The organism is Thalassobacillus pellis, from assembly GCF_016908295.1.
Lineage (GTDB): Bacteria > Bacillota > Bacilli > Bacillales > Halobacillaceae > Thalassobacillus > Thalassobacillus pellis.
On sequence record NZ_JAFBDO010000004.1, the window covers coordinates 198,527 to 211,563 of the forward strand.

15 protein-coding genes are annotated in these 13,037 nt (G+C 43.9%); 10 read left to right on the forward strand and 5 right to left on the reverse strand.

Annotated features, from left to right (window positions below; genetic code table 11):
* The first annotated feature begins 13 nt into the window (after positions 1-13).
* On the forward strand, positions 14-1,759 hold the full coding sequence (locus tag JOC33_RS14660; protein ID WP_205093297.1) for an alpha-glycosidase: 1,746 nt from the start codon (positions 14-16) through the stop codon (positions 1,757-1,759).
* Positions 1,760-2,079: 320 nt separating this feature from the next.
* On the opposite strand, the gene asnB is transcribed toward JOC33_RS14660, so the two are convergent.
* Positions 2,080-3,921, reverse strand: coding sequence for an asparagine synthase (glutamine-hydrolyzing) (asnB, locus tag JOC33_RS14665; protein WP_205093298.1), 1,842 nt, complete (start codon positions 3,919-3,921; stop codon positions 2,080-2,082).
* Positions 3,922-4,510: 589 nt separating this feature from the next.
* The gene (locus JOC33_RS14670; protein WP_205093299.1) at positions 4,511-4,870 is read right to left on the reverse strand and encodes a DUF1516 family protein; all 360 of its coding nucleotides are present in this window, start codon (positions 4,868-4,870) and stop codon (positions 4,511-4,513) included.
* 160 nt (positions 4,871-5,030) lie between these two features.
* Between JOC33_RS14670 and JOC33_RS14675 the strand changes: the two genes are divergently transcribed.
* The 3 genes from JOC33_RS14675 to JOC33_RS14685 all read left to right on the forward strand — a co-directional run bounded on the left by JOC33_RS14675 (position 5,031) and on the right by JOC33_RS14685 (position 7,452).
* Complete coding sequence (locus JOC33_RS14675; protein ID WP_205093300.1) at positions 5,031-6,224, forward strand: ornithine--oxo-acid transaminase; 1,194 nt, start codon at positions 5,031-5,033, stop codon at positions 6,222-6,224.
* A 215-nt stretch (positions 6,225-6,439) separates the two neighbouring features.
* Complete coding sequence (locus JOC33_RS14680) at positions 6,440-7,168, forward strand: hypothetical protein (RefSeq protein WP_205093301.1); 729 nt, start codon at positions 6,440-6,442, stop codon at positions 7,166-7,168.
* A 107-nt stretch (positions 7,169-7,275) separates the two neighbouring features.
* Positions 7,276-7,452 carry a hypothetical protein gene (locus JOC33_RS14685; protein ID WP_205093302.1) on the forward strand — a complete coding sequence of 59 codons (177 nt, stop codon included), beginning with the start codon at positions 7,276-7,278 and terminating at the stop codon, positions 7,450-7,452.
* A 229-nt stretch (positions 7,453-7,681) separates the two neighbouring features.
* Here the strand turns inward: JOC33_RS14685 and JOC33_RS14690 are convergent, their stop codons facing one another.
* Genes JOC33_RS14690 through JOC33_RS14700 form a run of 3 tightly spaced genes read right to left on the reverse strand, consistent with a single transcriptional unit; the run spans position 7,682 to position 10,594 of the window.
* Complete coding sequence (locus JOC33_RS14690; protein ID WP_205093303.1) at positions 7,682-8,188, reverse strand: GDYXXLXY domain-containing protein; 507 nt, start codon at positions 8,186-8,188, stop codon at positions 7,682-7,684.
* Positions 8,185-9,384 carry a DUF2157 domain-containing protein gene (locus tag JOC33_RS14695; RefSeq protein WP_205093304.1) on the reverse strand — a complete coding sequence of 400 codons (1,200 nt, stop codon included), beginning with the start codon at positions 9,382-9,384 and terminating at the stop codon, positions 8,185-8,187. The genes JOC33_RS14690 and JOC33_RS14695 overlap by 4 nt, the downstream gene beginning before the upstream one ends.
* Positions 9,385-9,409: 25 nt before the next feature.
* Positions 9,410-10,594, reverse strand: coding sequence for a DUF418 domain-containing protein (locus tag JOC33_RS14700; RefSeq protein WP_239534222.1), 1,185 nt, complete (start codon positions 10,592-10,594; stop codon positions 9,410-9,412).
* 90 nt (positions 10,595-10,684) lie between these two features.
* On the opposite strand from JOC33_RS14700, the gene JOC33_RS14705 reads away from it, so the two are divergent.
* The 6 genes from JOC33_RS14705 (at position 10,685) to JOC33_RS14730 (ending at position 12,672) form a co-directional block, all read left to right on the forward strand.
* The gene (locus JOC33_RS14705) at positions 10,685-10,906 is read left to right on the forward strand and encodes a spore germination protein (protein WP_205093305.1); all 222 of its coding nucleotides are present in this window, start codon (positions 10,685-10,687) and stop codon (positions 10,904-10,906) included.
* Positions 10,907-10,917: 11 nt separating this feature from the next.
* The gene (locus tag JOC33_RS14710) at positions 10,918-11,151 is read left to right on the forward strand and encodes a spore germination protein GerPB (protein WP_205093306.1); all 234 of its coding nucleotides are present in this window, start codon (positions 10,918-10,920) and stop codon (positions 11,149-11,151) included.
* An 82-nt stretch (positions 11,152-11,233) separates the two neighbouring features.
* Complete coding sequence (gerPC, locus tag JOC33_RS14715; RefSeq protein WP_205093307.1) at positions 11,234-11,788, forward strand: spore germination protein GerPC; 555 nt, start codon at positions 11,234-11,236, stop codon at positions 11,786-11,788.
* Positions 11,788-12,006: a spore gernimation protein GerPD gene (locus tag JOC33_RS14720; RefSeq protein ID WP_205093308.1), complete on the forward strand. Its 219-nt coding sequence runs from the start codon at positions 11,788-11,790 to the stop codon at positions 12,004-12,006. The genes gerPC and JOC33_RS14720 overlap by 1 nt, the downstream gene beginning before the upstream one ends.
* Positions 11,999-12,364 carry a spore germination protein GerPE gene (locus JOC33_RS14725; protein ID WP_205093309.1) on the forward strand — a complete coding sequence of 122 codons (366 nt, stop codon included), beginning with the start codon at positions 11,999-12,001 and terminating at the stop codon, positions 12,362-12,364. The genes JOC33_RS14720 and JOC33_RS14725 overlap by 8 nt, the downstream gene beginning before the upstream one ends.
* A gap of 89 nt (positions 12,365-12,453) precedes the next feature.
* Positions 12,454-12,672 carry a spore germination protein gene (locus JOC33_RS14730; protein ID WP_205093310.1) on the forward strand — a complete coding sequence of 73 codons (219 nt, stop codon included), beginning with the start codon at positions 12,454-12,456 and terminating at the stop codon, positions 12,670-12,672.
* The last annotated feature ends 365 nt before the right edge of the window (positions 12,673-13,037 follow it).

Genomic DNA, 13,037 nt, shown 5'->3' on the forward strand with positions numbered 1-13,037 from the left:
AAGGATGATGTTTTTGTTCAAAGAAGCTGTCTATCACCGGCCGAAAGATAATTTCGCTTATGCCTATGATAAAGACACTCTCCACATCATGATTCAAGTGAAAAAAGGGGATATGGAGGGTGTAGAGCTGATTTATGGTGACCCCTACGAATGGGGAGATAAAGGCTGGGTCAGCCATGTTATCGCTATGGAAAAGACCGGATCATCCAATCTTCATGACTTCTGGAAAGCTGCTGTGAAACCTCCTTACCGCAGACTGAGATACGGATTCCGTTTGTCTGATGGTAAAGAAACAGCCTTTTACACGGAAAGAGGGTTCTATGCCGCGGCTCCCGATGATACAGCCTATTATTTCTGTTTTCCTTACCTGAATTCAGCAGATGTTTTTCAAGCACCAGAATGGGTGAGAGAGACAACCTGGTATCAGATTTTTCCTGAGAGGTTCGCTAATGGTGATGCCTCACTCGATCCTGCAGGTAGGCTCCCGTGGGGGAGTTCACCTCCGACAAGGGAAAATTTTTTCGGCGGGGACTTCCAGGGCGTTGTAGAGCATCTCGACCACCTCGTGGAACTGGGAATCAACGGCATCTACTTTACGCCAATCTTTCATGCCTACTCGAATCATAAATACGACACCATCGATTACATGAAAATAGATCCACAGTTTGGCGACGAAGAATCGTTCCGTATGCTCGTCAAGGAATGCCATGAGCGTGGCATCCGGGTGATGCTCGATGCTGTTTTCAACCATAGCGGCTATTACTTCCCACCTTTTCAGGATGTATTAGAAAAGGGAGAATCCTCCCAGTACAAGGACTGGTTCCACATTTGGAGCTTTCCAGTCCAGACAAAACCTATGCCAAATTATGACACCTTTGGATTTGTATCGACAATGCCGAAGCTGAATACAGAAAATCAGGAAGTGAAAGACTACTTACTTAAAGTTGCCCGTTATTGGATAGAAGAATTTGATATTGACGGCTGGAGACTCGATGTCGCCAATGAAATCGATCATGCTTTCTGGAGAGAATTCCGCACAACTGTCAAAGAAGTGAAACCAGATGCCTATATTCTGGGTGAAATCTGGCACGATTCCATGCCCTGGCTGCAGGGAGAGCAATTTGATGCCGTGATGAACTACCCGTTTACCAATAGTGCAGTCGATTTCTTTGCAAAAGGAACAATCGGGTCCCAGGAGTTCCAAAACAACCTGACCCAAGTACTGCACATGTATCCCGCCAATGTTAATGAAGTAGCGTTCAACTTACTGGACAGCCATGATACACCACGGATTTTGACGCTTGCTGGCAATGAGGTCACGAGAGTAAAACTATTATACTTATTTCAATTATCCTTTATCGGCACCCCTTGCATATACTATGGAGATGAAATCGGCATGAGTGGCGGTGCGGATCCGGAGTGCCGTAAATGCATGGTTTGGGAAGAAGAACATCAGAACCGGGATCTTTTCCGTTTTGTTAAGCAGCTGCTTCATCTAAGATCAACTGAACCTGCTTTCGGAAATAAAGCCTCCTTCCGCTTCCTGGAAACCAACAACTCAGCTTGTATCGCCTATCAAAAACAACACGAACATCAGAAACTCGTATTTATCCTTAATAATTCTCCTGAGCAACAAGAGGTGGCTATAAAAACGTTACAAAATGTAACGGTCAGAGATCTATTAACCAATGACACCAGCCAAATAGACGAATCTATTCAAATGGCTGCTTTCGGTTTTAACATTTATGAAGTCAGATGAAGTACAGAGGCTGGGAAATAAGAAAAAACAATGGTTTCAGAAACGACGATTATAATTAAACCTTATATACGCTGAGAATTAGCGTATCCCAAATACGCAGACTCCTGCGGGAACAGCACGAGTCGAAGCTCCACTTGGTCAAACGTTTTTCTTGACCAAGTTAGCTGAGGCCGTGCCCGCGGAAAGCGGAGTGTTTGGACGAAGCGATGGTAAAAAAATATATCCCGGTACGCATCCAATCCGAACTGATGTAAATGAATCGTTCGGATTATTTTATGCTTTTTTTCCCAACTCCTTTCTATATGGTTTTCTTCAAGGAATCATAAAGATATTTTATATGTTTTAAGCCAATAATCGATTTGGCATAGATGAGCGAGAAGCTGGGGTCCAGTCATCAGTTGTCCGAACCAAGGAACTGCTATTTCCTTCCCACGTGATGCTGTCAGCTGCCTTACTTTTTCCCTGTCATACAGCTGGAACAAAGGTGAATGGCTATCTGCGAGAATCTCATCCATCCAACGGACAACAGCATCGGTGTAGACAGGATTATGCGTCTTGGGATAAGGGTTTTTCTTCCGGTACAACACCTTATCTGGCAAAATGCCTTCCAATGCTTTTCGAAGCAGCCCTTTTTCCTGGCTGCCGAGATACTTCATCTCCCAAGGAATATTCCAAGCATACTCGACCAGATGGTGATCGCTGAATGGCACACGAACTTCGATACTTTTTCCCATGCTCATCCGATCTTTCCGATCAAGCAAGGTCTGCATAAAGCCGTTCATATTCAAATAAAACATCTGTCTCCGCTGCTGTTCTTCCTGCGATTCCCCTTTAAGCGATGGCGTCTCGTCGATAGTTTCCTGATACCGTTCGAGCATATACCCTTTCAAATCAAGCGCATTCTTCATCTCCTTCGTCAACAGCCCATTCCTAAGTTCCAGGGAGCGAATCCACGGAAACCCTTCCCTCTCCAGCTCATCTTTTCGGTAAAACCATGGATATCCTCCGAAAATCTCATCGGCGCATTCACCAGATAATGCGACAGTCACTTGCTTTTTCACCTCCCCGCTGAACCATAATAAGGAGGAATCTACATCGGCCATCCCTGGAAGATCCCGAAATGCAGTTGCCTGTTTCAAAAGTCGCACCAGCTCTTCATTATCCGCAAGACAGGTATGATGGTTCGTTCCATGCTTTTTTTGAATCAGTGCAATGAAATCATGGTCACTCTCCGGCTGAAAGGCATTCGGCTTAAAGTGTTCCTTGTTTCCTTCAAAATCTATGGAAAACGTATGCAAAGGCCCAGCCTGATCCTGGCGATATTTTTCAGCTGCCAGTGCCGTAATTGCACTGGAATCGACCCCGCCTGATAAAAAGGTTCCCAGCGGCACATCGGAAACGAGCTGCCTGTGCACAGCATCGAGAAACAACGTACGCACTTTTTCGATCGTTTTTTCCAATGAATCCTCATGAGGTTTACTTTCCACATTCCAGTACCTTTTTATTTTCAACCCATAACGTGTAAAAGTGGCACAATGACCTGGGCGTAACTCCTGGATCCCTTTGAAAACTCCAACTCCTGGTGTTCGTGAGGGCCCTAAGGCAAGCAATTCATGGAGACCCGTTTCATCGAGGGCAGCAGTGATTCCTGGATGAGCGAGAATCGCTTTTATTTCCGATGCAAACAGAAAACCTCCATCATGTTCTGTATAAAATAACGGCTTAACCCCCAGCCGGTCACGGGCCAAAAATAAAGATTGTTTTTCATCGTCCCAGACAGCAAATGCAAAAATCCCATTAAGATGGTCTACGCAAGCCTCCCCCCATTCCATATAGCTTGTCAACAGCACTTCCGTATCGGAATGGGAATGAAAAGACCAACCTTTTTTCTTTAAGGTCGACCGTATATCTTCCGTATTGTAAAGCTCCCCGTTATAGCAGAGGACATAATTCTTCTCCCCAGCCTGTTTTTTCATAGGCTGGCGTCCGCCCGCAGGATCGATTACGATGAGCCGGCGGTGTCCGAATGCATTATGCGCAGTGTGCCATTGATTCGATTCATCAGGACCGCGATGCTCCAGTTTCCTCCCCATCTGTGCGATGACAGCCTGTTGCTCCCTCAAATCCTTGCCAAAATCTGTCCATCCAACAATGCCACACATAGGCATGCACTCCTTCTGTCTGTAACCCAAAAGATATTCTAATATATGAACGAAAGACATGTCCGTATGTAGGATAAGTTTTTACGTTATTCCCCTTGACAATGATAATGATAATTATTATCATTTAAATTGTAAGACAACAGTTTACTTTCGTTACCCCCCAATAACATAGAAAACTGTTGCTCACGCTGTAATCCAAAAATAACCCCCTTGAAGCTGTCCAATTGGCTAAAACCCGCCAGGACAGCTTCTTTTTGTTTTTTGTTCCTTATTTAGAAACGAAATCAGAATGACTTGCCCACCTTTTTACTTACTGCGGGCATTAAGAAGTTGAGCGAGCATATTTTGCACATTGGCGAGCGTAAAAAGGCCTGGGCGAGTGTATTTTGCACGTTCACGAGCCTAAAGCGCCCCTGAGCAAGCGTATTCAGCGCATTGGCGAGCATAAGAAAAACTTGGCTTGTCGCTAAGTCCTTATGGCGAGCCTTCGTTTTACTTATACAATAATCCTTTAACAAGGTTAAACTTTCTTAAAGCATAAAAAAATCCTGGCGCCAAAAGGAGCCAGGTTTTTTATTCCCATTATTGATCAGGCCGGTAGAATTCCCATTGGAAGAATTCCGAATCCTAATATTAATGCAAGTGCAAACGCTGCTAGCAGCTGTATCCACCAGCTGGATGCCGATTCACTTTTCGAAACTTTGATAGCAACCATTTCGATAGACGCGATTGCCCAAAGTCCGACAAGCAGTTTGACAATAACAAGAAGATCAATAGATGCATAGGAAGCGAACAAGCTTCCTCCTGAATAAAGAATTAGTAAATAATCAAGACGTAATATCATTTGTGTGATCTTGGCTGGTTTCGCTCTGCCTGCTCGTGAAAAAGTCAGGACGAGTATTAAAAGCGCGAGTGCAATCACCCATGAGGTGATATGTAGATGTGCCACTGTATATTCCTCCTTTTTTAGCAATCTATGGATATAGTACCATGATTGCTCGAGATATACATAATGAAACCTGTTTGTACGAAATTCTGTCACAAAAAAGAAAATTTAGAAAAAACCTGTTATAATGTAACAAGATTTTGATTAGTTATGGAGGGATACTATGTCACGAACAAGTCAAGAGATCATCGACCAGACCCAGGAATTTGGAGCAAAAAACTATCACCCACTCCCGATTGTTGTCACAAAAGCGGAAGGCGTATGGGTGGAAGACCCTGAAGGTAACCGCTATATGGATATGCTCAGTGCTTATTCAGCAGTCAACCAGGGGCATCGTCACCCGAAAATCATCGACGCTTTGAAGGAACAAGCGGACCGCGTCACCCTGACGTCCCGTGCTTTTCATAACGACCAGCTCGGGCCTTGGTATGAGAAAATCTGTAAGCTGACAAACAAGGAAATGGCTCTTCCGATGAACACAGGGGCTGAAGCAGTGGAAACAGCTATCAAAGCGACACGCCGCTGGGCTTATGATGTGAAAGGTGTTCCGGAAAATCAGGCAGAAATCATTGCCTGTACCGGAAACTTTCATGGACGCACCATGACAGCTGTTTCTTTATCTTCAGAGGAAGAGTATCAGCGCGGCTTTGGCCCATTGCTTCCAGGAATCAAACTTGTTCCTTACGGCGATATCGACGCCTTGAAGGAAGCTATTACGGAAAATACAGCAGGCTTCCTTATCGAGCCGATCCAGGGTGAAGCCGGTATCGTCATCCCTCCGGAAGGATTCTTAAAAGAAGCATCTGAACTATGTAAAGAAAACGATGTCTTATTTATTGCCGATGAAATCCAGGCTGGCCTGGCCCGTACCGGAAAAATGTTCGCATGTGACTGGGAGGATGTCACACCAGATATGCTGATTCTCGGTAAAGCATTGGGCGGCGGCGTATTCCCGATTTCCTGTGTTGTTGCAAACCGGGAAGTTCTAGGTGTCTTCAACCCAGGCTCTCATGGATCAACATTTGGCGGTAACCCACTGGCAAGTGCCGTTTCGGTTGCATCCCTTGATGTTATCGAAGACGAAAAGCTGGCTGATCGCTCCCTCGAGCTAGGAAACTTGATGATGGGTGAATTACGAAAAATCAATAACCCTGTCATCAAAGAAGTACGAGGAAAAGGTCTGTTCATCGGTGTGGAACTCCACGAACCGGCACGCAAATACTGTGAGCAATTGAAAGAAAAGGGACTTCTCTGTAAAGAAACACATGAGAACGTCATCCGTTTCGCTCCTCCGCTCATCATTAACCGTACCGATCTTGAGTGGGCAATTGACCAAATCAAAGAAGTCCTTTCCTGATTCAGACCAGGTAAACATAACAAAGGTAAATCCCGCATGGAAATTTTTATTTCCACGCGGGATTTTTCTGTTCGTGAGCGCTGTGCTGCATGCTATTAATTACTCGTTTTCAGCTGAGAATTTCTATTGAAGCAAAGGTTTTCTAATTTATGGTCTTCCATCATTTCGATATTCGTATAAAATAAAGGTAATACATAGCAGGAAGGGATGGCGAGATGAGTCGGATTATACTACTGACGCTGACGTTTCTTGTACTTGCAGCATGCCCTGACTCTCATGCGGAAAGCTGGGGACTAATCCATTATGATGTCAAGAAAGATTCACTTCAGATACTGTCCATCCTTGATCAGGCATTTAAGGAAAAACGGCCGCTTCATAAAAATGAAAGAGAAGTATTAGATAAGTTTCAAGATAAATACAAGGCTGGTACCTTCATTGACACCGACGGAGATAAATATCGAATGAATGATCTGGAACAAGCTATCATCAATCAGCTCAATATGATGAGGAGGTTTACCGATCCCGATAGGCCATCTCCTGGGAGGGGCAACCCCTACAAGCAAGATCGAAAAATAGTCCTATCCTATCTTTCAGCACAGGAAATTCCAGATGAGATTAAGGGACTTTATCCAAATTATGAAATTCATAACGGGCTCCACTCCAGCGTAAAAGAAGATTCCCTGGATGTCATTCAAAGTTTAGAACCTTATATGTTTGGAGGAGACAACAATGATATCGCTCCTCATAAATTGAAGAGTTTGAATGATTTTATCGTTACTTATAGAAGCGGTAAATTCAAGGCAGGTAGTAAAGTCTATCTATTAAGCGATAAGGGCCACACTATCTACAGGACATTTTTACTATTAAAGAGGCAGATTGATAATGGCAGTATTTCCGATGAGATGTCAGTAAAACTAAGAGACATCAAGAAACTATTAAATTAACACTGAAGTCATTCAGACGTAAACAGGGCAAGCTCTGCCAGCGATTTTAAGAATGCTGGCAGGGCTGGGACTTGTGTTATTCAAAAGATAAAAGGAGGAAAATATGGGTGAAAAAATTCGTTTTTGCAGTGATTTTGTTTAGTCTTGTCAGTGTGGGTGCGGTTGCTACCGCAGAAGCAGCAGGAAACGGTCAATGGGATTATTACGGTTCTTACGATCTCCACTACCGTTCCAGCTATGGAAATAGCCTTCATGATGGACACTCGATGAAAATCAAAAACTAGTATGTAGCCTATTCATGTTATGTGTCGTTCTTCCAACCATAAAGTTTCATATAAATATACCAGCTGTCGAGAAAGTCCACGCCCCCGGGTTACGGAAAAGATGAAATTCCTCAACGGCAATATTCCCATCTCCTAAAAACGCTTTCCTCCAGTTAGAATCAGTTGGTGAAAAGTACAAGTTATTTCTACAAACTAAAAACCGTGCTATCAGCAGCACGGTTTTTTAAGTTTATGATTCATTAATGGCGACAATTTTCTTTTGTCCCCAAGGGGCAACAACTACTTCGACAATCATCCCTCCTTGGTTCTGTTCATACTTCCTTCCTGTATTTTCTTCTACATAATAACGGTTGATGCCATAGCTGATGCGGTGAAGGCTGCTCGACATATCCGTCCATTGGTGTTTCCCTTTCAGCACTACTTCCCCTTTACCAGCTTCAAGTTTTTCGGTGGAAGCTTTCTTTACCTCATACACTCCCTCTTCTGCTTCAGCAAGTAGTACGTACACCTTTTCACCATGAGATGGCTCTTCCCCACTCCATTTTTCTTCCGTGATCTCTTCGATTTCATAATTCAAAATAACATAGTCCCCGTAGAAAAGATCAGTCGGATCGACAGGGGCAGTTTTTAAATGAATGGTTTCTCCAAATGTGTCCATCGCATAATAAGAAGCGGACATACCCGCAAGAAACAAAACCTGCAGTGCAACGATTACATAAAATGCGATACGTTTCATTCCGCCCTCCCCCTTTTCGTAAAGTCACGGCGTTTTTTCTCAAGGAAGAAGCTGAGCGTAAACAATAGCACTCCCCCGAGGAAGAAAAATAGCGATTTATCCATGAAATCCCAGGCAAGCTGTGTATAGGCAATCACTGTGCTGGAGACAAAACTGATCGTTCCTTTGTTGATCTGGGAGGCGCTCCCTTGTTGGTACCCGTAAATCAACCAGCCAAGGGAAAACGCGAACAATAATAACAATACAAGTACTGCCCCGCTTTCAACATAGAAAACTGGCAGGAACAATAGAAGATTGATCGCAGTATAAAAAGCTTTCCCTTTCCAGCTTACAAGGAGTGCACCTGCCATCAATACGGTCCAAATCAGTGGAAATAAGAAGCCCCCATCAATGTTGTCTGTCACAAATTCGTATTCAAGGAAAAACACCTGCCAAACCGCCAGCAGAAACATGCCCGTTACACTGACTTGGATGAAAGGCAATCGGATATTCGGCTTTGCAATTAATATTCCTGCTACATATAATCCGAGCAGGTAAACGATCAGCCAATAAAAGACTTGATGCTCTGTAACAGTCAGGATCAACGCCTGTAAAACGAAGCTGAGTGAAAATAATGTGGCATACAGCCAGTCAGCATGACGATAAACAAAGTAGCCGAATCCAATCAAAAGTAACAATCCGATCAAGCTGTAAAATTCCATATAGTTAATGGCACTGTAGATTTGCCCTATAGTTGCAATGATAATGGCCAGAGTAAATAACAACCGGTCAGCATAAATGGCGAATACCAGGAAGGCACCCGTTGCCCAGATGAAAAACGGGAACGCACTGAACGACGTATAATTGTACATCTGTCCGGTAAGGAAAATGCCTGATCCGAAAATAAGCACAGCGATAGTTATCAGGCTTAGCCCGACCGGCCGGGATTTTTTCCGGTAAACGACATCTCCTGTTAAATAAAAAACAATCAAAGCCAGGATGATAATCGTCATCCTTCCAATATCAGGAATAGCAGACCAATTGGAAGCGATAAAGCTTAAAAAGCCCAAGCCGATGAAAATAGCCGCAAATGTCAGTAACAGCGGCCGGTTGCTTCGACCTGGATACAACTCCACCAGTTCTTCCAGCTGGCTTTCATCAATGATCCCTTTTTCTACCCACTTCCTGCCTTCTTTTCTGATGTGATCACGATTCATCTTGGACCCCCTGCCTTTCTTGTACTTAACCTCGTTCTCTCCTTCTTAATGCTTGCTTCTTCCCATAAGTCAATGAACGCCACAACCATTCCAACGGACCAAACCGGTATGCTTCAAGCCATTTCTTACTGAGTAAAACCTGTAAGCTGAAAAACAGAACGACAATGACCACGCTCCCTAATGGGGACACCTGCCCATACAGCCCAAAGCCCACCGAATAAAATAAAAGAAAAGCAAATAGAGACTGGAGGATATAGTTGGATAACGACATCCTGCCGACACTGACAAACGGTTGGAACAGTTTCTGCCCTGGAGTAGATTGACTTGCAAGGGTTACTGAAGTCACGTAAAACAAAGCACAGGCACTCCCGCCAACATTATCCTGAAGAATTTGGAACCATTCGGGATTACCAAACAAATATGGGCCTGCTTTAAAAACCAAGAAAATAAGAAGCGCAGCACTCCACCATTTAATGAGAACAGACCGGTTTTGTGTAGGCTTGTGCAGCCATCGTTTCCTTGCGAAGTACATTCCGAGTAAGAAAAGCGGCAGCAGGCTCATGATGAGAAACGGCCAGTTGAATAACGCATTGGAATATGTCCAGTCCCTGAAATTTTGCGACCAAATGTCCAGTAATGTTCCATTTCCATAGTTATCCATTGCCTGTTCGATCGCCGCCTGATTTATATTTCCCCCAAGGCTATTACGGACTTGGTATAAGGCATAACTGAAAAGGACTTCATAAAACATCAGAATCCCAGCTGCCCATGCAAGAATCGTCCCATCTTTCCGATTCAAGAATGCTAATAACGCTAGCCCAATAATTCCATATGATAATAAAATATCACCGTGCCAGACTAAAAATGCATGTATGAGACCAAATCCAATTAATATTAGTAATCTCCTGAAGATAACCTGTTTAAATGCCAATCCTTTTTCACTCAGCCGGTCCTTCATCATCTGGATTCCAAAACCGAATAAAAAGGAAAATAACGTATAAAAGCTAGCCTGAAAAAAAATATCAATCACATTCTGTATGAATATATCCAGTTCTGTCGGCCAGTAGACCCTTCCTCCTCCATATAGAAAATATGGGGCATGAAAGGCGGGAACATTGACCATGAATATGCCGAATATTGCGAAGCCACGAGAAGCATCAATCCAGTGAAGACGATCAGCTTCTGTCAGCGGTGTGCCAACATCTTTCAATTTACCACCCTCCTATACTTCTATTTTACTTGTTATGGCCAGATCGTGGATAGGTTTAAAAAATATATTTTTTGAAAGGGGGATTTCACCATGCCTGCACAGGTCGGGGCTGTGAAAGTATTATCTATTTCTTCCTCAAGCATTTTCAATATTGGAGACGTATACAACATCATGCCAACAAGCTCCGCAAAAACTTTTGCAGGGGGCGGCTCGTTCAACTCAGGTGATGGCATCCGAATCGATTTGAATCGTTCAATCACCTATGTAAATGATTCAGATGATACCGACCAATCCACTACAGTGGAAGTGTAGGAGGAAAAATTATGGGAATTACTATCCATCAGTCTATTTGTATCAACCTGCTCAAAATCGGGGCGATCTCTAATTCGTCTGTCCTGCAAATAGGAAGTGCTGGCACTATCCAATCCCGTGCAGAAATGTATAATACTGGAGGCTATACGAAGCCTGCACCTCCTGCAGAACCATTAGGCCAGGACGCTGTGATTGAATCTGCTCCCGATGATGTGCCACTTGTTCCACTGTCCGGGCCGACGTAAATGGTTTAATTTTGGTCAGGAATCACGGAACTGGGCTTTTTGCATAAATTAGTACTAAAGAATGCCTGGAGGAGGGGTGGGAATGAATCATTACGGATCTTGGCAGCAGTATATGGAACAACTGCTTCTCCAGCTTAATGAGCAGCAAAAGGAAATCAAAGCCTTGTATGAAAAACTCGATAAATTAGAGCAGAACCATTCCGAACAGCCCAGGACAGTCATTGAAAAAATTGAATATAATTTTGACCAGCTGAAAATTGAAACTCTCGAAGGGACGCTCCATATTGGATTGAGTCCCCAGGAATTGAACGACATGGATGACCATTCCTTACTGAAAAACCATTACCAGGTACAAAAGCCTGCGAACCAGAAAATCTTAGAAGAGCTTGACCAGTTTTTACTGAAACAAGGAAGCGGACTTATCCGAGACCTCGGAAACGAACAGAGCATCGAGACCACCCGTGAAATGGAGCATAATATCATTCAGGACATCCGTAATCAGCTTCCTGAAAGGATCACCTATCATGAAAAAGCCGACCCGCCTCCACAGCCTAACGTCATAATCGAACAGATTAAACAGGAAATCCAGCATTCTATCGCCCAGTTCCTGATACAGCAAAAAGGAGAAGATATGTAATGTCCTTCATCATTCACAACTGGGGACTTCATGTCGGCAACGTGGAAATTACCGGCATAACGTCCTCTTCTGTTTTTTTAATTGGTGACAATCGGCAAATCCGTCTTAATTCTTATTTTGATACGCCTCCTGAATCCTTCATAGTTGGAGGGTTTGTCCCACTTTCAGCAGGCGGAGGCGCGGGGGATGCCGCCCGTGGAGGTGCCAAGGATGATTAACCGCCTGGTCAAGGTTAATAACATTGATTTATATGACCTTGTTTTCAGTTCTACATTTGTAATCGGAGACTCCCAACAGGCACGCCCATTTTCACGGGTCATAGCTGTTCAGAAGGAAGGCGCTTTTTATAAAGAGAACATGGTCAAATTTGAGCAATTTCCAATTTTCGACCTCCAGCTGCAAGAGACGCTTCCAGAGGCACAGATTGATGACAGACATTATCACCGAAATACAACTATTCATGTGGATTCCGTGCGTATCATCGGGATTTCCACTTCATCCATGCTCCAGGTCGGGAGTCTTGAATACCTGGATGCTGAATCCAGAGTCAAGCATATCCGTATCTTAAGAGACTGAATGTGCCAATGACTCAGGGTTATTAAAACGAACTTGCCAAAGCGTTTTGCATACTATATAGGAAAGCCCATTCTAGAAGGAGGGGTAAGATGCCATCTATTGTAGGCCCCATAAAAATCAACAGTGTTGGCGGTGGGGTTATTAATTTTGGAGATGCCTTTTACTTGGCTCCGAAAAGTACTTCCAAAACAAACGCCGGCTCCGGCTCCATAAACACTGGAGACTTTATCAATACGAATAACGGCTTCAGCACCACCAATCCATTCGATCCGGATGTGAATGACCAAAATGTGGTGGGAAATGCCTAGGAAATACAAAAACGCAGGCGCAACAGCTGGATGAGACAAATGCTGAAGCGCCTTGTCCACCCCCGACCAGCTTAAGTCAAGCCTTGCAGTGACGGTCTTTGTCACAGAGAGGAATGGCTTAAGACCTCGAAGGGGTAGGCGCAACAGCTGGATGAGACAAAAACGCAGTCTTTCCTCACGCACGTAAAAAAGTGTCCGCATGGCTGGTCAAGGCCATGACGGACACTTTTTGATTATCTCTTCCTACGATTAGACTTTCTGGTTAAAATTCGCTTCCTGGGATCCTGTTTTCTCACCCAGCGAAGATACCGTTCCACATCAGGATGGTCAGCAATCCGTTCTACGGTATGGTAAAATCTTGCCAG

Bases quoted from the DNA above. Each gene is read 5' to 3' on its own strand.
- asnB (WP_205093298.1), bottom strand. From the start codon at position 3,921: ATGTGTGGCATTGTTGGATGGACAGATTTTGGCAAGGATTTGAGGGAG.
- JOC33_RS14675 (WP_205093300.1), top strand. From the start codon at position 5,031: ATGTCACGAACAAGTCAAGAGATCATCGACCAGACCCAGGAATTTGGA.
- JOC33_RS14680 (WP_205093301.1), top strand. From the start codon at position 6,440: ATGAGTCGGATTATACTACTGACGCTGACGTTTCTTGTACTTGCAGCA.
- JOC33_RS14690 (WP_205093303.1), bottom strand. From the start codon at position 8,188: ATGAAACGTATCGCATTTTATGTAATCGTTGCACTGCAGGTTTTGTTT.
- JOC33_RS14695 (WP_205093304.1), bottom strand. From the start codon at position 9,384: ATGAATCGTGATCACATCAGAAAAGAAGGCAGGAAGTGGGTAGAAAAA.
- JOC33_RS14705 (WP_205093305.1), top strand. From the start codon at position 10,685: ATGCCTGCACAGGTCGGGGCTGTGAAAGTATTATCTATTTCTTCCTCA.
- JOC33_RS14710 (WP_205093306.1), top strand. From the start codon at position 10,918: ATGGGAATTACTATCCATCAGTCTATTTGTATCAACCTGCTCAAAATC.
- gerPC (WP_205093307.1), top strand. From the start codon at position 11,234: ATGAATCATTACGGATCTTGGCAGCAGTATATGGAACAACTGCTTCTC.
- JOC33_RS14720 (WP_205093308.1), top strand. From the start codon at position 11,788: ATGTCCTTCATCATTCACAACTGGGGACTTCATGTCGGCAACGTGGAA.
- JOC33_RS14725 (WP_205093309.1), top strand. From the start codon at position 11,999: ATGATTAACCGCCTGGTCAAGGTTAATAACATTGATTTATATGACCTT.
- JOC33_RS14730 (WP_205093310.1), top strand. From the start codon at position 12,454: ATGCCATCTATTGTAGGCCCCATAAAAATCAACAGTGTTGGCGGTGGG.